The following is a 22061-nucleotide window of genomic DNA, read 5'->3' on the forward strand; positions in this document are numbered from 1 at the left end:
GCCGCCCGGCTCAGAGGATGGCGTCGAGCGCTTCGAGGTCGTCGTCGGTCGGCTGCCAGGTGCCGGCCTCCGCGTTGGACCGCACCTGCTCCGGCGAGGTGGCTCCGGCGATCACCGAGGTCACCGCCGGCCGGGCGGCCAGCCCGCCGATGGCCACCTGGAGCAGGGACAGCCCCCGCTCGGCCGCGTACGCCTCCAGCGCCTCGATGACGTCCCACCGCGCGGCGGCCAGGCGTTCGGCGTACCGGCCGCCCCCGGCGAGCCGGCTGCCGGCGGGTGCCGCCTCGCCGCGCTTGTACTTGCCGGTGAGCAGCCCGTTGGCCAGCGGGAAGAACGGCAGCATGCCCAGGCCGAACCGCTCGCAGGCCCCGATGACCTCGGCCTCGACGCCCCGCTCCAGCAGCGAGTAGTGGTTCTGCGCGCTGATGAACCGGGCCCGCCCGTTGGAGGAGGCGACCCAGTCGGCGTCGGCGATCTGCCAGCCGGCGAAGTTGGAGTTGCCGAGGTAGCGCACCTTGCCGGCGCGGACCAGGTCGTCCAGGGCGGCGAGGGTCTCGTCGATCGGGGTGCCCGGGTCCGGCTCGTGCATCTGGTACAGGTCGATGTGGTCGGTGTCGAGCCGGCGCAGCGACGCCTCCACCGCCCGGGCGATGTACCGCCGGGCGCCTCGGGCGCCGTGGTCCGGGCCGTTGCGCCCCTGCATGTCCATGCCGAACTTGGTGGCCACCACCACGTCGTCCCGGCGGCCCTTGAGGGCCTGGCCGAGCAGCTCCTCGGAGCCACCCGGCTCGTCGCCGTAGATGTCGGCGGTGTCGAAGAGGTTGATGCCGGCGTCGAGGGCGGCGTCGACCACCGCCCGGGTGCCGTCGAGGTCGAGCTTACGGCCGAAGTTGTTGCAGCCGACGCCGACCACGGACACCACGAGCCCGGAGTCGCCCAGCCGTCGATACGTCATCTCAGTCACGAGATCCACCCTATGCCCGTCCCGACGCGGCCACCGGCCGGACGCCCCACGGCCCCGGCGCAGCCCACCCGCCCCGACACCGGCGGGTCCACCCCGGGCGCCGACCCGCCGCCCGGCAGGGCGGACCGGGCACGGCCCGCCGAGTGGCGGATCAGCGGAGCGCCTCGGCGACCAGCCGGTGCGCGTCGGCGACGGTGGCGGCCAGCTCGGCCGGGGTGCGGCCGACCGCGCCGAGCAGCCCCTGCGCCCGGCGGGTGAAGTCCACCGGGGCGTCCGGCAGCCTGCCGGCAGAGGCGATCATGCCCTTCTCGTTCACCAGCCACCGCCCGGCCCGGCCGTGCAGCGCCTGGACGACCACGCCGACCGCCCTGAACAGGCAGCCGGCCACGTAACCGCCGTCCCCCGCCGCCGCGCCCTTGGCGGCTGCGTCGAGCAGGAACCCGGCCTCCCAGCCGCTGGCCAGCAGGGCGGCGGACAGCGCCGGCGGGTAGCACCCGGTCTCCGCCCGCAGCGCGGTCAGCTCCCCGGTCGGGTCGCCGAGCACCCGGCACAGCGCCACCTCGCCGGCATAGGCGTGCGAGTAGAAGCCCAGCGGGTGACCGGCCTGCGCCTCGACGGTGTACCGGCCGGCCCCGCAGTCGGCCCAGACCCGGCCCACCCGGTCGAGGTCACGGTAGATCCAGTCCACCGCCACCCCGCCGACGCGCAGCCAGCCGCCGCCGTCCACCCACGGCCCCCAGCCGCCCGGCGCGGTCAGTTCCACCTCCGCCCCGGTTACCGAGGCGGCGATGGCGCGCAGCGCCGGCACGTCCAGGCCACCCCGGTAGTAGAGGCCCACGTCCCAGTCGGAGTCGGGCCGGTGTTCGCCCCGGGCCCGGCTGCCGCCGAGGGCCACCGCGACCACCCCGTCCACCCCGCAGAGCCGGTCGACCAGCTCGTCGCCGTTCATCCGACGTCCCAGACCGGCTCCGACGTCTGCACCACCTCGCCGTCGCCCCGGAACAGCACGAACCTGTCGAAGGACCGGGTGAACCACCTGTCGTGGGTCACCGCGACCACCGTCCCGGCGAACGCGCTCAGGCCCGCCTCCAGCGCCTCCGCGCTGGCCAGGTCCAGGTTGTCGGTGGGCTCGTCGAGCAGCAGCAGCGTCGCCCCGGACAGCTCCAGCAGCAGCACCAGGAAGCGGGCCTGCTGGCCGCCGGAGAGGGTGCCGAACCGTTGATCGCCCTGCCCGGCCAGCTCGTACCGGCTCAGCGCCGCCATCGCCGCGTGCCGGTCCATCCCCGCCCGGTGCTCGTCGCCGCGCCAGAGGATGTCGACGAGCGTGCGGTCCACCAGCTCTGGGCGGTCGTGGGTCTGGGAGAAGTGGCCGGGGCGGACCCGGGCGCCGAGCCGGACCGTCCCGCCGTGCGCCACCGGGGCGAGCGCGGCGGCCCCGTCGACCGGGCCGTTGGCCGGCTCCGGGTCGGTGCCGCCCCGGGCCAGCAGCCGCAGGAAGTGCGACTTGCCGGTGCCGTTCGCGCCGAGGACCGCGACCCGGTCGCCGTACCAGATCTCCAGGTCGAAGGGGTAGGTCAGGCCGTCCAGCTCAAGCTGCTCGGCGACCACCGCGCGCTTGCCGGTCCGCCCGCCGGTCAGCTTCATCCGGATGTCCTGGTCCTTCGGGGGCACGGGCGGCGGCCCGGCCTCCTCGAACTTGCGCAGCCGGGTCTGCGCGGCCTGGTACCGCGAGGCCAGCCCGTCGTTGTACGCCGCCTTCTGCTTGTACATCAGCATCAGCTCGCGCAGCTTCTGGTGTTCCTCGTCCCAGCGGCGGCGCAGCTCGTCGAGGCGGGCGTGCCGGGCCACCCTGGCCTCGTGCCAGCTCGCGAAGCCGCCCGGGTGCACCCAGGCGCTGCCGCCCTCCACGGCGACCACCCGGCCGGCGGTGCGGGCCAGCAACTCCCGGTCGTGCGAGACGTAGAGCACCGACTTCGTCGACTCGCGCAGCCGGTCCTCCAGCCACCGCTTGCCGGGCACGTCGAGGAAGTTGTCGGGCTCGTCGAGCAGCAGCACCTCGTCGGGGCCGCGCAGCAGCAGTTCGAGGGCGAAGCGCTTCTGCTGGCCGCCGGAGAGGGTCCGCACCGGACGGTCCCGGGCGGCGTCCCAGGGCAGGTCGAGCACGATGACGGCGACGGTGTCGAACAGCACCTCGGCGTCGTACCCGCCGGTCTCGCCCCAGGCGGCGAGCGCATCCGCGTACGCGAGCTGGGCCCTGCCCGCGGCGGTGCTGAACTTGCCGCGGGTCTCGGCCCCCCGCATGGCCGCCTCGGTCTCGGCGAGTTTGCGGCCGGCGTCGCGCAGCGCCGGCGGGGCGAGCGACAGTGCCAGGTCGGCGAGGGTGGAGTCGTCGCCGATCATGCCGATGAACTGGCGCATCACGCCAAGGCCCCCGGAGCGGGAGACCGCGCCGGTGCGCACCGGCAGGTCGCCGGCGACCATCCGCAGCAGCGTCGTCTTCCCCGCGCCGTTCGGGCCGACCAGGGCGACCTTGGCACCCTCACCGACCCGGAACGACACGTCGGTGAAGAGTTCCCGACCGTCGGGCAGGATGTGCCCGACCCCCGCCACGTCCACGTATCCCACGTCGGCATCCTGCCCGAGCGGGTGGGCCGGGCGACACTCGATTACCGGGTGACCCGCAGCACCCGGAAGCCCTTCTGGCTGGCGTGCCGCCCCACCTGCCAGCCCTGGTCGACCAGCCAGCGGTGCAGGGAGTCGCCGCCGAGGTGGCGGGCGACCACCAGCCAGGCCACGCCGTCCGGGGCGAGCCGGGGCAGCCAGCGCAGCAGCAGCTCGTGCAGGCCCTCCTTGCCGATCCGGATGGGCGGGTTGGACCAGATCTGGGCGAAGGCCAACTCGGTCGGCACGTCGTCCGGGGCGACGACCCGGACCCGGTCCGCGGCCCCGACCCGCTCGGCGTTGGCGGTGGTGAGCGCCCGGGCCCGCTCGTTGACGTCGACCGCCCAGACGGTGGCCGCCGGGGCGCTGTCGGCCAGCACGCAGGTGATCGGGCCGAAGCCGCAGCCGAGGTCGAGCAGCGGGCCGGCGACGTCCGGCGACGGCAGGTCCGCCTTGCGGAGCAGCACCGCCGTGCCCGGGTCGAGGCGGGCGGCGGAGAAGACCCCACCGGCCGACGTCAGGGTGTATTCGCGCCCGACGGCGGTGAACTCGACCTCCCGGGGACGGGCGTCGGTTCCGGGTTCAGCGCTGAAGTAGTGGTCGCCGGTCACGTCCGGCATTCTCGCACCGCCGGGCGGACCGCCGGTGGCGCGGTGGGCGGTGGCGACGACCCGGCACCGCGATATCGCGTTATTACCCCCTAAAGGGACAATAAGCCCTACTCTGGGCGGCATGGTGTACCGGTACGAATCCGATGAGGACACATTCGAGGGACGCCCTCGGCCCGGCTCGGAACTGTCGACGATCGGCGACGCCAGCCCCCCACATGCCGGCCCCTCCCCGTCCCGCTTCCCGACGCCGTCCCTGCCCCGGACCGCCCGGGTCACCCGGGTCGCGCCGCCCACCCTGCCGGGCCCGGTCCCGCCCCGCGGCGCGCCCCCGTTCCCCCCGCCGGCCACCCGGGCTCCCGCCACCACCCAGCCACTGGACCTGCCCCGGAACCGGCGGGCCCCGGAACCCGGCCGAAGCGGCAGCCGGCTCTGGCAGGTGCTGGTCGGCGGCGCGGCGGTCCTGGTGCTCCTCGCCCTCTGCGGGCTGGCCGGCGCCGCCCTGCTGCCCGACGGGATCTCGCAACCGGAGGTCACCCCGAGCCTGCCGGCCGCCGCCCCGTCGCCGTCACGCACCGAACGGCAGGACATCGACTCCCGGGACACCGACCCGGCGCCGCTGACCGCCAAGGAGGTCTTCGCCGGCCGGAAGCTGGCCATCGGCGACGGCGAGGAGCCGTACGCGGTGCTCAAGACCCAGTCCAGCGCGAGCTGCCCGACCGCCGCCACCGACGAGGTGGCCGACCTGCTCGTCCGGCTCGGCTGCAACCAGGTGGTCCGCGCCACCCTGCGCTCCCCCGACGAGGAGTACCTGCTCACCGCAGGGCTGTTCAACCTGACCGACCTGGCCACCGCCCAGCGCGTCCGGGACCGCCTGCGGGAGCTGCTCGACGGGCGGGAGGGCCGGCTCCGCGGCATGCCGGCCGGCGACGACACCGAGGCGCTCACCGAGGCGCCCTCCCGGGTCGGCTGGCAGGTACGCGGCCACTACCTCGCGTACTGCCTGGTGGTCCGGGCCGACGGCAAGCCCGTGAAGGCCGGCGACCCGAAGGTCCGCGAGGTCCTGTACGACCTGATCGAGCTGCACCTGGACAAGAAGGTGCTGGAGCGCCGCGCGACCGGCGGCTCGACCGGCCAGGCCACGGCCGCCCCCGGCGGAACCGACTGACCGGCCGCCCGGGAACCCGTCGCCCTCAGTCCTGCGTGGGGACGCGAAGCCGGCGGGTGAGGTCGGAGCGGCGGGCGTACTCGGCCGGGTCGTCGGGATAGCCGACGGCGACCAGGGTCAGCCCGTGCGCCGGGGCCACCGTCACCTCGCTGGACCGGTCCCGCCGGGTCAGCAGGCCGACCGGCCAGTCCACCGGGCGCCGGCCGTCCCCCGCGACCAGCATCGCCCCGACCAGGCTGCGGACCATCGCCTGGCAGAACGCGTCGGCCTGGACGGTGGCGACCAGGATTCCGTCCGGGTCGCGCCGCCAGTCCAGCCGGGTCACCTCGCGCAGCGTGGTGGCGTTCTCCTTGCGCCGGCAGTACGCGGCGAAGTCGTGCTCCCCCACCAGCCCCGCCGCCGCGGCGTTGAGCAGGCCCGGGTCGAGCGACCGCGGCCAGGCCAGCACCTCGTGCCGGCGCAGCGGCTCGGCCCCGAACGGCGCGTCGGTCACCCGGTACTCGTAGCGGCGGAAGGTCGCCGAGAACCGGGCGTCGAAGTCGGCCGGCACCTCGGTCATCGCCCGCACCCGCACGTCGGTGGGGAGCAGCCGGGCCAGCCGGCGCAGCAACGAGCCCTCCCACTCGCGCCACGCGGCGGCGGGCAGATCGAGGTGGCACACCTGGCCGGCGGCGTGCACCCCGGCGTCCGTCCGCCCGGCCACGGTCAGCCCGGTCGCCACGCCCGCCCCGAGGACCAGGTCCAGGGTCTGCACGAGTACGCCGGCCACCGTCCGCCGGGTCGGCTGGGCCGCCCAGCCGGAGAAGTCCGTGCCGTCGTACGAGACGTCCAGCCGCAGCCGGGTTCGCTCGTCCACCTCGCGTACCTCCTCATGGGTCGGGCCCGGCATCCCCGTGGGGGTGCCGGGCCCGAAGGTGCCGTTGATCAGGCCTTGTTCTCGGTGGCCTCGTCGCTGTCCTCGCGGGCGGCGTCGGTGTCGCCGGACGCCGACACCGGCGCCTCGGCGTCCTGGTCGTCGGACTTCGCCTGCGGGGTCTCCTCCGCGGGGGCGAGCGCCTCGACCTTGTCCTGCTGCGCGGCCTTGCGAGCGGCGGTCTTCTTGTTCGCCTTGGGCTCGGCGACCTGAAGCTCCTCGACCAGCTCGATGACCACCATCGGAGCGTTGTCACCCTTGCGCGGGCCGGTCTTCACGATCCGGGTGTAGCCACCGTTGCGGTTGGCGTACCGGGGCGCGATCTGGTCGAACAGGGAGTAGACCACGTCCTTGTCCTTGACGACGCCCAGCACCCGCCGCCGCGCGGCGAGGTCGCCCCGCTTGGCCTTGGTGATGAGCTGCTCGGCCAGCGGACGCAACCGCCGGGCCTTCGTCTCGGTGGTCTTGATCTTGCCGTGCTGGAACAGCGCGGTGGCCAGGTTGGCCAGCATCAGCCGCTCGTGCGCGGGGCTGCCGCCGAGGCGGGGGCCCTTGGTGGGCGTGGGCATGCTTGGTGCTCCTCAGGTGTGGCGGCAGCGGGGACTAGAGCTGCTCGGTCTCGCGGTAGTCGTCGGTGTCGTAGTCGGCCTCACCGAAGGCGTCCACGACGTTCGCCGGGTCGAAGTTCGGGGCCGAGTCCTTCAGCCCCAGACCCATCCCGGCCAGCTTCATCTTGACCTCGTCGATCGACTTCTGGCCGAAGTTGCGGATGTCGAGGAGGTCGGCCTCGGTGCGCCCGATGAGCTCACCGACGGAGTTGATGCCCTCGCGCTTGAGGCAGTTGTAGGAACGGACGGTGAGGTCCAGCTCCTCGATCGGCAGGGCCAGGTCCGCCGCCAGCTGCGCGTCCTGCGGGGACGGCCCGATGTCGATGCCCTCGGCGGTCTCGTCCAGCTCCCGGGCCAGCCCGAAGAGCTCCACCAGCGTCGAACCGGCGGAGGCCAGCGCGGTACGCGGGCCCATCGACGGCTTGGTCTCGACGTCGATGATCAGCCGGTCGAAGTCGGTCCGCTGCTCGACCCGGGTCGCCTCGACGCGGTACGTCACCTTCAGCACCGGCGAGTAGATCGAGTCGACCGGGATGCGGCCGATCTCGGCGCCGGACTGCTTGTTCTGCGCCGCGGTCACGTAGCCGCGACCCCGCTCGACGGTCAGCTCCATGTCGAGCCGGCCCTTGCCGTTGAGGGTGGCGAGCTTCAGGTCCGGGTTGTGCACCGAGACGCCGGCCGGGGGCTGGATGTCGCCCGCCGTCACGTCGCCCGGGCCCTGCTTACGCAGGTACATGCTGACCGGCTCGTCGTGCTCGGAGCTGACGCACAGCTCCTTGATGTTCATGACGAGCTCGACCACGTCCTCCTTGACGCCGGGGATCGTGGTGAACTCGTGCAGCACGCCGTCGATCTTGATGGAGGTGATCGCCGCACCCGGGATGGACGACAGCAGCGTACGCCGCAGCGAGTTGCCCAGGGTGTAGCCGAAGCCCGGCTCCAGCGGCTCGATGGTGAACCGGGACCGGGTCTCGTTGATCGACTCTTCGGAAAGAGACGGTCGCTGGCTGATGAGCATGTCTTCTCTTCTCTTCCGGGACGCCCGCTATTTGACGTCCGCGACACAAACTGTTCCGGTGGTCCGCCCCGCGGGGCGGACCACCGCAACGAGCCCGACTACTTGGAGTAGAGCTCGACGATCAGCTGCTCCTGGACCTGGGTGTCGATCACCTGGCGGGCCGGGAGCGAGTGCACGAGAACCTTCATCTGGCTCGGGATGGCCTCCAGCCACGCCGGGACCGTCTTCGAGCCGGCCTGAGCCTGCGCCACGATGAACGGGGTGAGCTCCTTGCTCTTGGCCCGAACCTCGATGATGTCGTGCTCCTTCACCCGGAACGACGGGATGTCGACCTTCTTGCCGTTCACCGTGAAGTGGCCGTGCTTGACCAGCTGACGGGCCATGTCACGCGAGTGCGCGAAGCCGGCCCGGTAAACGACGTTGTCCAGCCGCGACTCGAGGATCTGCAGGAGGACCTCACCGGTCTTGGCCTGCTTGCCCACGGCCTCCTCGTAGTAACCGCGGAACTGCTTCTCCAGCACGCCGTAGACGCGGCGGGCCTTCTGCTTCTCGCGGAGCTGGAGCAGGTACTCCGTCTCCTTGGTGCGGCCTCGGCCGTGCTGCCCGGGCGGGAACGGCCGGGACTCGAACGGGCACTTCGGGCCATCGCACTTGCTGCCCTTGAGGAACAGCTTCATCTTCTCCCGCCGGCAACGGCGGCAGTCAGCACCGGTGTAACGAGCCATCTCTCTCTACCTCTCAGACCCGGCGACGCTTCGGCTGACGGCATCCGTTGTGCGGCTGCGGGGTGACGTCGGCGATCTGCCCGACCTCCAGCCCGACGGCCTGCAGCGAACGGATCGCGGTCTCCCGGCCGGAGCCGGGGCCCTTGACGAACACGTCGACCTTGCGCATGCCGTGCTCCATCGCCCGACGCGCGGCGGCCTCGGCGGCCAACTGTGCGGCGAACGGGGTCGACTTGCGCGAGCCCTTGAAACCGACCTGGCCGGCGGAGGCCCAGGAGATGACCGCACCGGTCGGGTCCGTGATGGACACGATGGTGTTGTTGAAGGTGCTCTTGATGTGCGCCTGCCCGTGGGCGACGTTCTTGCGTTCCTTGCGCCGGACCTTCTTGACGGCGGCTCCGGCACGAGCCTTCGGTGGCATAAGTCTGTGCGCTCCTAGTTACTTCTTGCCGGGCTTCTTCTTGCCGGCGACGGTCCGCTTCGGGCCCTTGCGGGTCCGCGCGTTGGTCTTGGTCCGCTGGCCACGCACGGGCAGACCCCGGCGGTGCCGGATGCCGGCGTAGCAGCCGATCTCGACCTTGCGGCGGATGTCAGCGGCGACCTCGCGGCGCAGGTCGCCTTCAACCTTGTAGTTGCCCTCGATGTGGTTGCGGAGCTGGACCAGCTCCTCGTCCGTGAGGTCCCGAGCGCGCTTGTCCGGCGAGATGCCGGTGGCGGCGAGCGTCTCCAGGGCGCGGGTACGACCCACGCCGAAGATGTAGGTGAGCGCGATCTCCATCCGCTTTTCGCGGGGGAGATCCACGCCGGCTAGACGTGCCATGTGCGGGCGTACTCCTTGTGGTGTTCTGCGGAGGTCTGCACCCGCCCCACCCCGCTCCGGTCGGCCCCGGCGCCGTGGCGCCGGGAGGATCGACCGCTGCCCGAGCGGGCCCCGGCCTCCGACCGGGGGTCAACCACGCAGGGGTACGCGCTACGCGTACCGCTCGCGGCTGGGACGAGCTGATGATGTTTGGCTGGACCTGCGGCCCGGACCGGTTCGACTGGCCGTGACCAGTAGGTCACGGTCGATCGGACTGGTTCAGCCCTGGCGCTGCTTGTGACGCGGGTCGCTGCAGATGACCATGACCCGGCCGTGCCGACGGATCACCCGGCACTTGTTGCAGATCCTCTTGACGCTCGGCTTGACCTTCACGGTTGCCTTACTTCCCATCTGGCCCGGAGACGCGACACGCGCGACGCCGGACGTCGAAGACGGACACGGGGACTACCCGGCCGCCGTCAGGTCGCTTACTTGTAGCGGTAGACGATGCGCCCGCGGGTCAGGTCGTACGGCGAGAGTTCGACGACGACCCGGTCCTCCGGCAGGATGCGGATGTAGTGCTGCCGCATCTTGCCGCTGATGTGAGCCAGCACCTTGTGACCGTTCGCGAGCTCCACCCGGAACATGGCGTTCGGCAGGGGCTCGATGACCCGACCCTCGATCTCGATGGCTCCGTCTTTTTTCGGCATGTCCTCCGCTGTCCTGACGTCGGTTGCTCCGGACGGCCCACAACGTCTTACACGGGCCCCGAAACGCTGTTACGGGACCCGCGCCAGCCGCGGCTCCGACTCCCACCGAAGCGCAGGATGGGCATGCCGGAGTGGACGCTGTGCGCCGATCAGAAAGTCTACGCCCGCTTGCGGGCCGCCGCCAAACCGGGCACGAATCGGTGCGTCGGACCGGACAGAACGGGCCATTCAGACCTCGGCGTCGGCCCCGCCCCGCCGACGTTCCTCCTCGGCGGCAGCCAACTTCCGCGCCCGCTTGCGCGCCCGCTTCGCGAGCCGGTGTTCACGCCGCCGCTCCTGCTCCGCCGCCCACCGCCGCGGCTCCCCGGCGGTGAGACCGACGACCGTGCGCACCAGGAGCCCCACCCCCCACGGCCCGGCCACCCAGGCGGGCCAGAAGTAGCCCAGGTCGGTGGCGAGGATCGAGGTCACCGCCCAGACGGTCACCACGATCGCGACCACCCGCAGGTACGGCAGCCAGACCTCGGCGAGCCACCGGGCGGTCACCGACGACCGGGCCCGGTCCGCCGCCGGCGGGGCCGCGCCCGGCACCGTTGCGAGTTCCGACACTGCCGGGGCGGCCGGCACCGGTAGATCGGTCACCAGCGCGTCCAGTTCGCCGTACGTACGCGAGGCGTACGCCCGCTGCAACCGCTCGTCGTACTCGTGCAGGTCGAGCCGGCCCTCGTCGACGGCCACCCGCAGTTGGTCCGCAACCACCTGCCGGTCCGCGTCGGCGGCCCGCATCCCGTCGCGTCCCTCCATGCCGGCAAGCATGCCACCGTCCGGCCACCACCGGCTCCTCGCGTCGGGCCGGCACCGGGCCGGCACCGCATGCCGGTGTTCCGGCACCTCGGGAGCCCTCAAGAGGCCACAGCGCGGGCCTCAGGCGGGGCGGTGAGGACCGCAGCGGGCCCGTGGTCCGGGCGCGCGGACGTTGGCGGGACGCGGCGCGGGCTCAGCGGGTCGGTGAGTCCGCGGGCTGGCGGGAGGTGACCAGGTCGCCGAGGCGCTCCCGGCCCCCGTCGAACGCCGTCAGCACCCACACCCCGTCAGGCAGCAGCGCCATCGTGTGCTCGACGTGCACCGCCATCGAGCCGTCCCGGGTGACGACCGTCCAGCCGTCGGCCAGCTCGGCCGTGCGCGGCGAGCCCTTGGTGATCATTGGCTCGATGGCCAGCGCCATGCCCGGCACCAGCCGGGGGCCCTTGCCGGGCCGGCCGTGGTTGAGCACGTGCGGGTCCTGGTGCATCTCGGTGCCGATGCCGTGCCCGCCGTACCCGTCGACGATGCCGTACCGGCCGCCCTTGCGGACCGCGCTCTCCACCGCGTGCGAGATGTCGGTCAGGCGGCCCTTGCCGCTGGCCGCCCCCCGCGCCGCGGCGGCGATCCCCGCCCACATCGAGTCCTCGGCCACCGCGGCCATCTTCAGCAGTGCGGGGTCGACCTCCCCCACGCCGGCGGTGATCGCCGCGTCGCCGTGCCAGCCGTTCAGCACCGCGCCGCAGTCGATCGAGATCAGGTCGCCGTCCCGGAGCACCTGCGCGGGCGACGGGATGGCATGCACCACCTGCTCGTTGACCGACGAGCAGATCGAGGCGGGGAAGCCGTGGTAGCCCTTGAACGACGGAACCGCGCCGGCCTCCCGGATCGTCGACTCGGCGATCGCGTCCAGGTCGGCGGTGCTGACCCCGGGAGCGACCGCCTCCCGCATCCGACGCAGCGCCTCGGCGACCACCAGCCCGGCGGCGCGCATCATCTCGATCTGGTCGGGGGTCTTCAGCTGGATGTCCAGCTGGGGACGACGCATGGAGCCGTTACCTTTCGTCGCGCGGATCAGCGGGGCACGTCACACGTACCCCGCTGATCGCACTCTATCCGCCGGAGCCCCGGCGGTCGTCAGCCGCCGTACGAGCGGAGGGCGTCGATGGCGCGGACGGTGACGTCCTCCACCGGGCCGGTGGCGTCGATGCCCACCAGCTTGCCCTGGGCGCCGTAGTAGTCCACCAGCGGCGCGGTCTTGTCGGCGTACTCCCGCAGCCGGGCGGCGATGGTCTCCGGCTTGTCGTCGTCGCGCTGGAACAGCTCCGCGCCGCAGCGGTCGCAGATGTCGTCCCGGGTCGTCGCGTCGAACTCGACGTGCCAGATCTTCCCGCAGCCCCGGCAGGTACGCCGGCCGGAGAGCCGCCGGATCACCTCGTCGTCGTCGACGACCAGCTCCAGCACCAGATCCAGCGCGGTGCCGAGGTCGGCGAGCAGCTTGTCCAGCGCGGCGGCCTGCGGCGTGGTGCGCGGGAAGCCGTCGAGCAGGAAGCCCTCGCTGGCGTCCGGCTCGGCGAGCCGGTCCCGGACCATGTTGATGGTCACCTCGTCCGGGACCAGCTTGCCGGCGTCCATGTACCGCTTGGCCTCGATGCCCAGGGGCGTGCCCTGGGAGACGTTCGCCCGGAAGATGTCACCGGTCGAGATCTTGGGAACCGAGAGGTGAGCGGCGATGTACTCCGCCTGTGTGCCCTTGCCCGCGCCCGGCGGGCCAACCAGAACGAGTCGCATCTACCGCAGGAACCCTTCGTAGTTCCGCTGCATGAGTTGGCTCTCGATCTGCTTCACGGTCTCCAGACCGACGCCGACCATGATGAGCACAGCGGTGCCGCCGAACGGGAAGTTCTGGAACTGCTGGTTGTTCAGCCAGATGAAGAAGAAGTTCGGCAGGACCGCGACGATACCCAGGTAGAGCGCGCCCGGCAGGGTGATCCGGCTGAGGATGAAGTCGAGGTAGTCGGCGGTCGGCTTGCCGGGGCGGATGCCCGGCACGAAGCCGCCGTACTTCTTCATGTTGTCCGCGACCTCGGTCGGGTTGAACGTGATCGAGACGTAGAAGTACGTGAAGAAGATGATCAGCATGAAGTAGATCACGATGTGCGCCGGGCTCGACGGGTTGACCACGTTGTTCTGGATCCAGGCCTGGGTCTTGCCCGGGTTGTTCGGGTCGAAGAACTGGAGCGCCAGCTGCGGCAGGTAGAGCAGCGACGAGGCGAAGATGACCGGGATGACACCCGCCTGGTTGACCTTCAGCGGGATGTAGGTCGAGGTGCCGCCGTACATCCGCCGGCCGATCATCCGCTTGGCGTACTGCACCGGGATCCGGCGCTGTGCCTGCTCGATGAAGGTGACGGCGGTGATGACCACCAGGACCAGCGCGAGCACCAGGAAGAACTTGCCCCAGCCCTGCTGAGTCTTGATCTTCCAACCCTCGGCGGGAAGACGCGCCGCGATCGAGGTGAAGATCAGCACCGACATGCCGTTGCCGACGCCCCGGTCGGTGATCAGCTCGCCGAGCCACATCACCATGCCCGTGCCGGCGGTCATCGTCATGACCAGGATGGTCAGCGTCAGCCAGTCCGGGATGCCGGTGCCCTCGGGGACGATCGGGAACTGGTCGCACTTGTTCTGGAAGAGCTGCCCGGAGCGGGCCAGCGCCACGAACGCCGACGACTGGAGGATGCCCAGGCCGAGGGTGAGGTAGCGGGTGTACTGGGTGATCTTCGCCTGGCCGGCCTGACCCTCCTTGCGGAGCTGCTCCAACCGCGGGATGACCACGGTGAGCAGCTGCAGGATGATCGACGCGGTGATGTAGGGCATGATCCCCAGCGCGAAGACCGAGAGCTGAAGCAGCGCCCCGCCGGAGAAGAGGTCGAGCAGGTTCAGCACCCCGGTGGTGTCCCCCTGGATGCTGTCGAGACACTTCTGCACGTTGCCGTACGAGACACCCGGGCTGGGCAGCGTCGCGCCGAGCCGGTAGACCGCAATGATGCCTACCGTGAACAGCAGCTTCTTGCGCAGGTCAGGCGTACGGAACGCACTGAGAAAGGCGGACAGCAACTTTCTTCCTCCTGCGCGAGGCGGGCCGCCGGTGGTGGTCCCTGGCGGGTCGGGGTGGGTGCCGGGCGAGTGCCCGATATCCATAGCTGGGATGGGACTCTAACAGCCCGATCCCGGTCCGGGCAGGTGTGCCCGGCTACATAAACCGAATCCGATATTACCCGGTGCACGCGTTCGGGGTAGACCGTGGCGCCCGCCCAGTCACGGACAACTGGGCGGGCGCCACGGGTTCTGCCCTACAGCTCGGTGACGGAGCCACCGGCGGCGGTGATCTTCTCCTTGGCCGACGCGCTGAACGCGTGCGCCGACACCTGGATGGACACGCCGCTCAGGTCGCCGGTGCCGAGGACCTTGACCGGCTGGCCCTTGCGGACCGCGCCGGCCTCGACCAGCTCCAGCGGGCCGACCTGGCCGCCGTTCGGGAACAGCTCGGCGAGCCTGTCCAGGTTGACCACCTGGAAGACCACCTTGAACTTGTTCTTGAAGCCCTTCATCTTCGGCAGGCGCATGTGGATGGGCATCTGCCCACCCTCGAACGCCGCCGAGATGTTCTTGCGGGCCTTGGAGCCCTTGGTGCCGCGACCGGCGGTCTTGCCCTTGGAGCCCTCACCGCGACCCACGCGGGTCTTCGCGGTCTTGGCCCCGGGCGCCGGGCGCAGGTGGTGGACCTTGATCGTCATTACTCGACCTCCTCGACCTTCACGAGGTGGTTGACCGCGAAGATCATGCCCCGGATCTCCGGCCGGTCCTCCTTGACCACCACGTCGTTGATCCGCTTGAGACCGAGCGAACGCAGCGACTCACGCTGGTTGTGCTTGGTCCCGATCCCGGACCGGACCTGGGTGACCTTCAGGCGAGCCATCAGGACGCCACCCCCGCCCGGGACGCCAGCATGGCGGCCGGCGCGACGTCCTCGACCGGCAGGCCACGACGGGCCGCGACAGCCTCCGGGGACTCCAGCCCCTTCAGCGCCGCCACCGTGGCGTGCACGATGTTGATCGGGTTCGACGACCCGAGGCTCTTGGAGAGCACGTCGTGGATGCCGGCACACTCCAGCACGGCACGCACCGGGCCACCGGCGATGACGCCCGTACCGGCCGAGGCCGGCTTGAGCAGCACCACGCCGGCGGCGGCCTCACCCGTGATCGGGTGCGGGATCGACTTACCGATCCGCGGCACCTTGAAGAAGTGCTTCTTGGCCTCCTCGACGCCCTTGGCGATCGCCGCGGGCACCTCCTTGGCCTTTCCGTAGCCCACGCCGACGGTGCCGTCGCCGTCGCCCACGATCACCAGGGCGGTGAAGCTGAAGCGACGACCACCCTTCACGACCTTGGCGACGCGGTTGATCGCGACGACCCGCTCGAGGTGCGGGGTCTTCTCGACGGGCGCGTTTCCGCGGCCGCCCTCACGGCGGTTGTCGCGGCGACCACCCTCGTTGCCACCGGACCCGCCGCCACGGCGCTGTTGACCTGGCATCAGCAGCCTTCCTTATCTCTCGTGACGGGGTTTCTAGAACTCGAGCCCGGCTTCGCGGGCGGCGTCGGCAAGCGCGGCGACCCGCCCCGCGTACCGGTTGCCACCGCGGTCGAAGACGACCTTCGAGATGCCGGCAGCCTTGGCCCGCTCGGCGAGCAGGGTGCCGACCTTGCCGGCCAGGGCGCTCTTGTCGCCCTCGGTGCCGCGCAGCGAGGCGTCCAGGGTCGAGGCCGACGCCAGGGTGTGACCCTTGGTGTCGTCCACGATCTGGGCGACGACGTGGCGCAGCGACCGGGTGACGACCAGACGGGGACGCTCGGTGGTGCCGCTGACGTTCTTGCGGACCCGGAAGTGTCGACGCGCACGGCCGACGGCGCGCTTGGCGGCAACGCCGCGGCGGCGCTTGAGCAGCGTGGCGCTCACTTCTTACCTGCCTTTCCAGCCTTGCGGCGGATGACCTCGCCCTGGTACTTCACGCCCTTGCCCTTGTAGGGCTCCGGCGGGCGGATCTTCCGGATGTTGGCGGCGACCTCGCCGACCTGCTGCTTGTCGATGCCGGCCACGTGGAACACCGTCGGCTTCTCCACCGTGAAGGTGATGCCGTCCGGCGCGGGGACCAGCACCGGGTGCGAGAACCCGAGCGCGAACTCCAGGTCCTTGCCCTTGGCCGTGACCCGGTAACCGGTGCCGGCGATCTCCAGGCTCTTACGGTAGCCCTCGGTCACACCGACGATCATGTTGGCGACCAGCGTACGGCTCAGGCCGTGCAGCGCCTTGGCCTTGCGCTCGTCGTTGGGCCGGTTGACGTGCAACTGGCCGTCCTCGGCGCGCTCCGCCGTGATGGGCTCGGCGAGCGTGTGCGACAGCTCGCCCTTCGGGCCCTTGACCTTGACGGTCTGGCCGTCGATCGTGATGTCGACGCCGGCAGGCACCGGGATCGACTTACGTCCAATACGCGACATTTCTACCTGTCTCCCGTTACCAGACGAAGGCGAGGACTTCCCCGCCAACGCTCCGCTTGCGGGCCTGCCGGTCGGTGAGCAGCCCCTGGGACGTCGAAATGATCGCCACGCCCAGCCCGCCGAGCACCCGCGGGAGCCCGTCCGACTTGGCGTACACCCGGAGACCGGGCTTGGACACGCGCTTGATGCCGGCCAGGCTCCGCTCGCGGCTCTGGCCGTACTTCAGCTCGACGACCAGTCGCTTGCCGACGGCGCCCTCCTCGGGCTCCTCGACCGACCAGGTGGCGATGTAACCCTCGGCCTTCAAGACCTCGGCGATGTTCGCCTTGATCTTGGAGTAGGGCATCGTCACCCGGTCGTGGTACGCCTGGTTGGCGTTACGCAGACGCGTGAGCATGTCTGCGATCGGGTCGGTCATCGTCATGGATTTCGTCAGCCTTTCTCGCCGGGGTTCCCGGGGCGGTGAGCCCCGGGCCTACGGCGAAGAGCAATACATGATCGGTGCAAGGGGCCCCGGCCGGCAGCCGGGGCGCGGTCGCCCTTACCAGGAGGCCTTGGACACGCCCGGCAGCTCACCGCGGTGGGCCATCTCCCGGATGCAGATCCGGCAGAGCCCGAACTTGCGGTAGACCGCCTTGGGACGCCCACACCGCTGGCAGCGGGTGTACGCGCGAACCGAGAACTTCGGCTTCGCGGCCGCCTTGAGGATCAGCGCCTTCTTGGCCATCTCAGTTCTCCTTGAACGGGAAGCCCAGGAGCTTGAGCAGCGCCCGGCCCTCGTCGTCGGTCGTGGCGGTCGTGACCACCGTGATGTCCATGCCCCGCTGGCGATCGATCTTGTCCTGGTCGATCTCGTGGAACACCGACTGCTCGGTCAGACCGAACGTGTAGTTGCCGTGCCCGTCGAGCTTGCGCCCGTCCAGACCGCGGAAGTCGCGGATACGAGGCAACGCGATGGACAGCAGGCGGTCCAGGAACTCCCACATCCGGTCGCCGCGCAGGGTGACCTTCGCGCCGATCGGCATGCCCTCGCGGAGCTTGAACTGCGCGATGGACTTGGTCGCCCGCCGCACCTGCGGCTTCTGGCCGGTGATGGTGGCCAGGTCCCGGACGGCGCCATCGATCAGCTTGGCGTCCCGGGCGGCCTCGCCGACACCCATGTTGACGACGATCTTGACCAGCCGCGGCACCTGCATGGGGTTGCCGAAGCTGTGCTGCTCCTGCAGCTTGGCCACGATCTCGTTGCGGTACCGCTCCTTGAGGCGCGGCATGGTCTTGGCTTCGGTAGCCGTGGTCATCACAGGTCCTTACCGGTGCTACGCGCGATGCGGACCTTCTGGCCGTTGTCGTCGAAGCGGTACCCGACGCGGGTCGGGTTCCCCTCGGAATCCAGGACCTGCACGTTGGAGACGTGGATCGGGGCTTCCTGGGTGACGATGCCACCGGTCTTGGCGCCACGCTGGGTGGTGCTGATACGGGTGTGCTTCTTGACCCGGTTCACGCCCTCGACCAGGACCTTGTCCTGCCGCGGGTAGGACGCGATGACCTTGCCCTTGGCACCCTTGTCCTTGCCGGCGATGACGACGACCGTGTCGCCCTTCTTGACCTTCACGGTCACAACACCTCCGGCGCGAGGGAAATAATCTTCATGAACCGCTTGTCCCGCAGCTCCCGGCCCACCGGGCCGAAGATACGGGTGCCGCGCGGGTCCCCGCCGTCCTTGATGATGACGGCGGCGTTCTCGTCGAAGCGGATGTACGAGCCGTCCGGCCGCCGCCGCTCCTTGGCGGTGCGGACGACGACGGCCTTGACGACGTCGCCCTTCTTCACACCGGCACCCGGGATCGCGTCCTTGACCGTGGCCACGATGACGTCGCCGATGCTCGCGTAGCGCCGACCGGAGCCCCCGAGAACCCGGATGCACAGGATCTCCCGGGCACCCGTGTTGTCGGCGACGCGCAGTCGCGACTCCTGCTGAATCACGTCTATCTCCTATGTCTGCCGGTTCTCCGGCCGCCTGCCGCGGCCGGAGCCTGGCGGAACCCGCGCCCGACTGAAGCCGGGCGAGATCGAGCCTTCGCTACTTGGCCTTTTCCTGGATCTCCACGATCCGCCAACGCTTCGTGGCGGACAGCGGCCGGGTCTCCATGATCAGAACCCGATCGCCGATGCCGGCGGCGTTCTGCTCGTCGTGCACCTTCAGCTTGCTGGTACGGCGCATGATCTTGCCGTACAGCGCGTGCCTGACCCGGTCCTCGACCTCGACCACGACGGTCTTGTCCATCTTGTCGCTCACCACGAGGCCCTCGCGCACCTTGCGGCGGGCCCGCGCCTCGGCGGTGTTGGTGTTCTCGCTCATGATGCAGTCACCTCAGTCGGCGCGGCGGAGAGACCCAACTCGCGCTCACGCATGATCGTGTAGATCCGGGCGATCTCCCGACGGATGACCTGCAACCGCCGGTTGTTGTCCAGCTGCCCGGTTGCGCCCTGCACGCGGAGGTTGAACAGCTCCGCCTTGGCCTCGCGCAGCTTCGTGACCAGCTCCTCGTCGGAGTGCTCACGCAGCTCGGAGGCCTTAACGCCCGCTGCCATCAGGATTCACCCACTTCGCGCGTAACAATGCGGCACTTCATCGGGAGCTTGTGGATCGCGCGACGCATCGCTTCTCGCGCGATCTGCTCGTTGGGGAAGGACATCTCGAAGAGGATCCGCCCCGGCTTGACGTTGGCGACCCACCACTCGGGCGAGCCCTTGCCGGAACCCATCCGGGTCTCGGCAGGCTTCTTGGTCAGGGCCTGGTCCGGGAAGATCGAGATCCAGACCTTACCGCCACGCTTGATGTGGCGGGTCATCGCGATACGCGCCGACTCGATCTGCCGGTTGGTCACGTACGCCGGCTCGAGAGCCTGGATCCCGAACTCGCCGAACACCACGCGGTTGCCACCCTTGGACGCGCCACTGCGGTCCGGGTGGTGCGGCTTGCGGAAGCCCTTCGGGGGCTTGCGCGGCATCAGCATCTGTCAGCCCTCCTGCTGCGTTTCTGCCGGAGTCGAAGCGACCGAGGCGACAGCAGCGCTGTCGATCGGCTCGCCGCTCGGCGTCTCAGCCTGCTGCGCGATGGTGGTCGCGGCAGCCCGGCCGGCCTCGGTGCCACCGGCGGTCGTGCCGGACGAACCGGACCGACCACGGCGCGGACGCTCGGGGCGGTCGGCACGCTCACGACGCGGGCGCGACGGCGCCTCGGCCGGGGTCTCCCGACCCGGCACCGCGTCACCCTTGTAGATCCAGACCTTCACGCCGATACGGCCGAAGGTGGTACGGGCCTCGAAGAAGCCGTACTCGATGTTGGCCCGCAGCGTGTGCAGCGGGACGCGACCCTCGCGGTAGAACTCGGTCCGGCTCATCTCGGCGCCGCCGAGGCGACCCGAGACCTGGACCCGGATGCCCTTGCACACCGGGTTCTTCATCGCCGACTGCATCGCCTTGCGCATCGCCCGACGGAAGCTGACCCGGCTGGAGAGCTGCTCGGCGACGCCCTGGGCGACCAGTTGCGCGTCCGACTCGGGGTTCTTCACCTCGATGATGTTCAGCTGTACCTGCTTGCTGGTGAGCTTCTCCAGCTCGCCGCGGATCCGGTCGGCCTCCGCACCCTTCCGGCCGATGACGATGCCCGGCCGGGCGGTGTGGATGTCGACGCGGACCCGGTCCCGGGTGCGCTCGATGTCGACCTTGGAGATGCCGGCGCGCTCGAGGCCCTTGGACATCATCCGGCGAATCTTGACATCTTCGCCGATGTAGTCCTTGTAGAGCTTGTCCGCGAACCAGCGGGACTTCCAGTCGGTCGAGATGCCGAGCCGGAACCCAGTGGGGTGAACCTTCTGACCCATTACTCGGCGCCCTCCGTCTTGCTCTCCGTCTCAGCGGCCTCGGCCTGCTTCGCCGGGGCGACCTTCTTCGCCGCGGACTTCTTCGGCGCAGCCGGCGCGACCGCCTCGACCGCCACAGTGATGTGACAGGTCCGCTTGCGGATCCGGTACGCCCGGCCCTGCGCCCGCGGCCGGAACCGCTTCATCGTCGGGCCCTCATCGACGAACGCCTCGCTGACGAGCAGCGCATCGGGGTCCAGCCGCTCGTTGTTCTCCGCGTTCGCGATCGCGCTCGCGAGCACCTTGTACACCTGCTCGCTCGCAGCCTGCGGCGCGAACTGCAGCACCGTGAGCGCCTCCTTCGCGGGCAGGCCGCGGACGAGGTTGACCACCCGGCGCGCCTTCATCGGCGAGATGCGCACGTGCCGCGCAATCGCCCGCGCGCCCGGAAGCACCGGAGCGTCGCCCTTTCCTGGCATCGCTGTAACCCCTTGTTCCTCTATCCGTATGCCCGCGGCGTCAGCGCCGGCGGCTCTTCCGGTCGTCCTTCTCGTGACCCTTGAACGTGCGGGTCAGCGCGAACTCGCCGAGCTTGTGCCCGACCATCGCCTCGGTAACGAACACCGGGACGTGCTTGCGTCCGTCATGCACGGCGATCGTGTGGCCGAGCATCTCGGGGATGATCGTCGAGCGCCGCGACCAGGTCTTGATGACGTTCTTCGAGCCCTTGTCGTTCTGCGTCTCCACCTTCTTGAGCAGGTGGTCGTCGACGAACGGGCCCTTCTTCAGGCTGCGAGGCATGTCTTATCTCCCTCAGCCGCGCTTACGCGTGGCGTAGCGGCGGCGAACGATCAGCCGGTCACTCGGCTGGCCCTTGCGACGGGTGCGGCCCTCGGGCTTACCCTGCGGGTTGACCGGGTGACGGCCACCTGAGGTCTTACCCTCACCACCACCGTGCGGGTGGTCGACCGGGTTCATGGCGACGCCTCGGACGGTCGGGCGCTTGCCCTTCCACCGCATGCGGCCGGCCTTGCCCCAGTTGATGTTCGACTGGTCGGCGTTGCCGATCTCGCCGACGCTGGCGCGGCACCGCACGTCGACCCGCCGGATCTCACCGGACGGCAGACGCAGGGTGGCGTACACGCCCTCCCGGCCGAGCAGCTGGACGCCGACGCCGGCCGAGCGGGCCAGCTTGGCGCCGCCGCCCGGACGCAGCTCCACGTTGTGAATGGTGGTACCGACCGGGATGTTGCGCAGCGGCAGGTTGTTACCCGGCTTGATGTCGGCGCCCGGCCCGGACTCGACCGCGTCGCCCTGCTTCAGGTCCTTCGGCGCGATGATGTAGCGCTTCTCGCCGTCGGCGTAGTGCAGCAGCGCGATGCGCGCGGTGCGGTTCGGGTCGTACTCGATGTGCGCGACCTTCGCCGGGATGCCGTCCTTGTCGACCCGCTTGAAGTCGATCAGACGGTACTGGCGCTTGTGACCGCCGCCGTGGTGCCGGGTGGTGATCCGGCCGTGGACGTTACGCCCACCCTTCTTCGGCAGCGGCGCCAGCAGCGACTTCTCGGGCTTCGACCGGGTGATCTCGGCGAAGTCGGCGACGCTCGAGCCACGCCGGCCCGGCGTCGTCGGCTTGTATTTACGGATAGCCATTGTCTACAC

At 70.5% G+C, this 22061-nt stretch carries 34 protein-coding genes; 1 reads left to right on the plus strand and 33 read right to left on the minus strand.

Annotation, left to right across the window (positions count from 1 at the left end; all coding sequences use genetic code 11):
• Positions 1–10: 10 nt before the first annotated feature.
• The 4 genes from ABT023_RS05320 to ABT023_RS05335 all read right to left on the minus strand — a co-directional run bounded on the left by ABT023_RS05320 (position 11) and on the right by ABT023_RS05335 (position 4236).
• Complete coding sequence (locus ABT023_RS05320) at positions 11–973, minus strand: aldo/keto reductase (protein ID WP_350881938.1); 963 nt, start codon at positions 971–973, stop codon at positions 11–13.
• A gap of 142 nt (positions 974–1115) precedes the next feature.
• Positions 1116–1913 carry a nucleotidyltransferase domain-containing protein gene (locus ABT023_RS05325; protein WP_350881940.1) on the minus strand — a complete coding sequence of 266 codons (798 nt, stop codon included), beginning with the start codon at positions 1911–1913 and terminating at the stop codon, positions 1116–1118.
• Positions 1910–3589, minus strand: coding sequence for an ABC-F family ATP-binding cassette domain-containing protein (locus ABT023_RS05330; protein WP_350881942.1), 1680 nt, complete (start codon positions 3587–3589; stop codon positions 1910–1912). Before ABT023_RS05330 ends, ABT023_RS05325 begins: the two co-directional genes overlap by 4 nt.
• Before the next feature lie 41 nt (positions 3590–3630).
• Complete coding sequence (locus ABT023_RS05335; RefSeq protein ID WP_350882114.1) at positions 3631–4236, minus strand: class I SAM-dependent methyltransferase; 606 nt, start codon at positions 4234–4236, stop codon at positions 3631–3633.
• A 121-nt stretch (positions 4237–4357) separates the two neighbouring features.
• On the opposite strand from ABT023_RS05335, the gene ABT023_RS05340 reads away from it, so the two are divergent.
• On the plus strand, positions 4358–5401 hold the full coding sequence (locus ABT023_RS05340; protein WP_350881944.1) for a hypothetical protein: 1044 nt from the start codon (positions 4358–4360) through the stop codon (positions 5399–5401).
• A gap of 25 nt (positions 5402–5426) precedes the next feature.
• On the opposite strand, the gene truA is transcribed toward ABT023_RS05340, so the two are convergent.
• The 29 genes from truA to rplB all read right to left on the minus strand — a co-directional run bounded on the left by truA (position 5427) and on the right by rplB (position 22052).
• Positions 5427–6257, minus strand: coding sequence for a tRNA pseudouridine(38-40) synthase TruA (gene truA, locus ABT023_RS05345; RefSeq protein ID WP_350881946.1), 831 nt, complete (start codon positions 6255–6257; stop codon positions 5427–5429).
• Between the two features lie 68 nt (positions 6258–6325).
• Positions 6326–6883, minus strand: a complete 558-nt coding sequence (gene rplQ, locus ABT023_RS05350) for a 50S ribosomal protein L17 (RefSeq protein ID WP_350881947.1) — start codon at positions 6881–6883, stop codon at positions 6326–6328.
• Between the two features lie 34 nt (positions 6884–6917).
• On the minus strand, positions 6918–7940 hold the full coding sequence (locus tag ABT023_RS05355; RefSeq protein WP_161685869.1) for a DNA-directed RNA polymerase subunit alpha: 1023 nt from the start codon (positions 7938–7940) through the stop codon (positions 6918–6920).
• Positions 7941–8038: 98 nt separating this feature from the next.
• Positions 8039–8665, minus strand: a complete 627-nt coding sequence (rpsD, locus tag ABT023_RS05360) for a 30S ribosomal protein S4 (protein ID WP_350881949.1) — start codon at positions 8663–8665, stop codon at positions 8039–8041.
• A 13-nt stretch (positions 8666–8678) separates the two neighbouring features.
• Entirely contained in the window at positions 8679–9086 is a 408-nt protein-coding gene (gene rpsK / locus ABT023_RS05365; RefSeq protein WP_161685873.1) for a 30S ribosomal protein S11, read from the minus strand.
• Between the two features lie 18 nt (positions 9087–9104).
• Positions 9105–9485 (minus strand): 30S ribosomal protein S13, encoded by a 381-nt coding sequence (gene rpsM / locus ABT023_RS05370; protein ID WP_089012515.1) that lies wholly within the window; start codon positions 9483–9485, stop codon positions 9105–9107.
• Positions 9486–9743: 258 nt separating this feature from the next.
• Positions 9744–9857 (minus strand): 50S ribosomal protein L36, encoded by a 114-nt coding sequence (rpmJ, locus tag ABT023_RS05375; protein WP_043965539.1) that lies wholly within the window; start codon positions 9855–9857, stop codon positions 9744–9746.
• 95 nt (positions 9858–9952) lie between these two features.
• Positions 9953–10174 (minus strand): translation initiation factor IF-1, encoded by a 222-nt coding sequence (gene infA / locus ABT023_RS05380; protein ID WP_007073013.1) that lies wholly within the window; start codon positions 10172–10174, stop codon positions 9953–9955.
• 228 nt (positions 10175–10402) lie between these two features.
• Positions 10403–10978, minus strand: a complete 576-nt coding sequence (locus ABT023_RS05385) for a DUF1707 SHOCT-like domain-containing protein (RefSeq protein WP_350881951.1) — start codon at positions 10976–10978, stop codon at positions 10403–10405.
• Positions 10979–11171: 193 nt separating this feature from the next.
• Entirely contained in the window at positions 11172–12023 is an 852-nt protein-coding gene (gene map, locus ABT023_RS05390) for a type I methionyl aminopeptidase (RefSeq protein WP_350881953.1), read from the minus strand.
• Between the two features lie 89 nt (positions 12024–12112).
• On the minus strand, positions 12113–12766 hold the full coding sequence (locus ABT023_RS05395) for an adenylate kinase (protein WP_350881955.1): 654 nt from the start codon (positions 12764–12766) through the stop codon (positions 12113–12115).
• A complete protein-coding gene (gene secY / locus ABT023_RS05400; protein WP_350881957.1) occupies positions 12767–14095 on the minus strand; it encodes a preprotein translocase subunit SecY in 1329 nt (442 codons plus the stop codon).
• 236 nt (positions 14096–14331) lie between these two features.
• Complete coding sequence (gene rplO / locus ABT023_RS05405) at positions 14332–14775, minus strand: 50S ribosomal protein L15 (RefSeq protein ID WP_350881959.1); 444 nt, start codon at positions 14773–14775, stop codon at positions 14332–14334.
• Positions 14775–14957 (minus strand): 50S ribosomal protein L30, encoded by a 183-nt coding sequence (gene rpmD / locus ABT023_RS05410; RefSeq protein WP_088982062.1) that lies wholly within the window; start codon positions 14955–14957, stop codon positions 14775–14777. The genes rplO and rpmD overlap by 1 nt, the downstream gene beginning before the upstream one ends.
• Positions 14957–15571 carry a 30S ribosomal protein S5 gene (rpsE, locus tag ABT023_RS05415; RefSeq protein WP_161685886.1) on the minus strand — a complete coding sequence of 205 codons (615 nt, stop codon included), beginning with the start codon at positions 15569–15571 and terminating at the stop codon, positions 14957–14959. Before rpsE ends, rpmD begins: the two co-directional genes overlap by 1 nt.
• 33 nt (positions 15572–15604) lie before the next feature.
• A complete protein-coding gene (gene rplR, locus ABT023_RS05420; RefSeq protein ID WP_161685888.1) occupies positions 15605–15994 on the minus strand; it encodes a 50S ribosomal protein L18 in 390 nt (129 codons plus the stop codon).
• A complete protein-coding gene (gene rplF / locus ABT023_RS05425) occupies positions 15991–16533 on the minus strand; it encodes a 50S ribosomal protein L6 (protein ID WP_350881962.1) in 543 nt (180 codons plus the stop codon). Before rplF ends, rplR begins: the two co-directional genes overlap by 4 nt.
• Before the next feature lie 16 nt (positions 16534–16549).
• Complete coding sequence (gene rpsH / locus ABT023_RS05430; RefSeq protein ID WP_091242005.1) at positions 16550–16957, minus strand: 30S ribosomal protein S8; 408 nt, start codon at positions 16955–16957, stop codon at positions 16550–16552.
• A 117-nt stretch (positions 16958–17074) separates the two neighbouring features.
• Complete coding sequence (locus ABT023_RS05435) at positions 17075–17260, minus strand: type Z 30S ribosomal protein S14 (protein ID WP_161685895.1); 186 nt, start codon at positions 17258–17260, stop codon at positions 17075–17077.
• A 1-nt stretch (position 17261) separates the two neighbouring features.
• The gene (rplE, locus tag ABT023_RS05440) at positions 17262–17831 is read right to left on the minus strand and encodes a 50S ribosomal protein L5 (RefSeq protein ID WP_350881964.1); all 570 of its coding nucleotides are present in this window, start codon (positions 17829–17831) and stop codon (positions 17262–17264) included.
• Positions 17831–18151, minus strand: a complete 321-nt coding sequence (rplX, locus tag ABT023_RS05445; protein ID WP_207892590.1) for a 50S ribosomal protein L24 — start codon at positions 18149–18151, stop codon at positions 17831–17833. Before rplX ends, rplE begins: the two co-directional genes overlap by 1 nt.
• Positions 18148–18516 carry a 50S ribosomal protein L14 gene (gene rplN, locus ABT023_RS05450; protein ID WP_007465279.1) on the minus strand — a complete coding sequence of 123 codons (369 nt, stop codon included), beginning with the start codon at positions 18514–18516 and terminating at the stop codon, positions 18148–18150. Before rplN ends, rplX begins: the two co-directional genes overlap by 4 nt.
• A 97-nt stretch (positions 18517–18613) precedes the next feature.
• A complete protein-coding gene (rpsQ, locus tag ABT023_RS05455) occupies positions 18614–18892 on the minus strand; it encodes a 30S ribosomal protein S17 (RefSeq protein WP_350881967.1) in 279 nt (92 codons plus the stop codon).
• Positions 18889–19125 carry a 50S ribosomal protein L29 gene (gene rpmC / locus ABT023_RS05460; RefSeq protein WP_320066523.1) on the minus strand — a complete coding sequence of 79 codons (237 nt, stop codon included), beginning with the start codon at positions 19123–19125 and terminating at the stop codon, positions 18889–18891. Before rpmC ends, rpsQ begins: the two co-directional genes overlap by 4 nt.
• On the minus strand, positions 19125–19550 hold the full coding sequence (gene rplP / locus ABT023_RS05465) for a 50S ribosomal protein L16 (protein ID WP_229400536.1): 426 nt from the start codon (positions 19548–19550) through the stop codon (positions 19125–19127). The genes rpmC and rplP overlap by 1 nt, the downstream gene beginning before the upstream one ends.
• A 3-nt stretch (positions 19551–19553) precedes the next feature.
• The gene (gene rpsC, locus ABT023_RS05470) at positions 19554–20420 is read right to left on the minus strand and encodes a 30S ribosomal protein S3 (protein WP_350881970.1); all 867 of its coding nucleotides are present in this window, start codon (positions 20418–20420) and stop codon (positions 19554–19556) included.
• Positions 20420–20878, minus strand: coding sequence for a 50S ribosomal protein L22 (gene rplV / locus ABT023_RS05475; RefSeq protein WP_161685907.1), 459 nt, complete (start codon positions 20876–20878; stop codon positions 20420–20422). The genes rpsC and rplV overlap by 1 nt, the downstream gene beginning before the upstream one ends.
• Before the next feature lie 40 nt (positions 20879–20918).
• Positions 20919–21200, minus strand: coding sequence for a 30S ribosomal protein S19 (rpsS, locus tag ABT023_RS05480; protein ID WP_007073032.1), 282 nt, complete (start codon positions 21198–21200; stop codon positions 20919–20921).
• Positions 21201–21212: 12 nt separating this feature from the next.
• Positions 21213–22052 carry a 50S ribosomal protein L2 gene (rplB, locus tag ABT023_RS05485; protein ID WP_350881972.1) on the minus strand — a complete coding sequence of 280 codons (840 nt, stop codon included), beginning with the start codon at positions 22050–22052 and terminating at the stop codon, positions 21213–21215.
• Positions 22053–22061 lie beyond the last annotated feature (9 nt).

The organism is Micromonospora sp. NPDC002296 (genome assembly GCF_040296145.1).
GTDB lineage: Bacteria > Actinomycetota > Actinomycetes > Mycobacteriales > Micromonosporaceae > Micromonospora.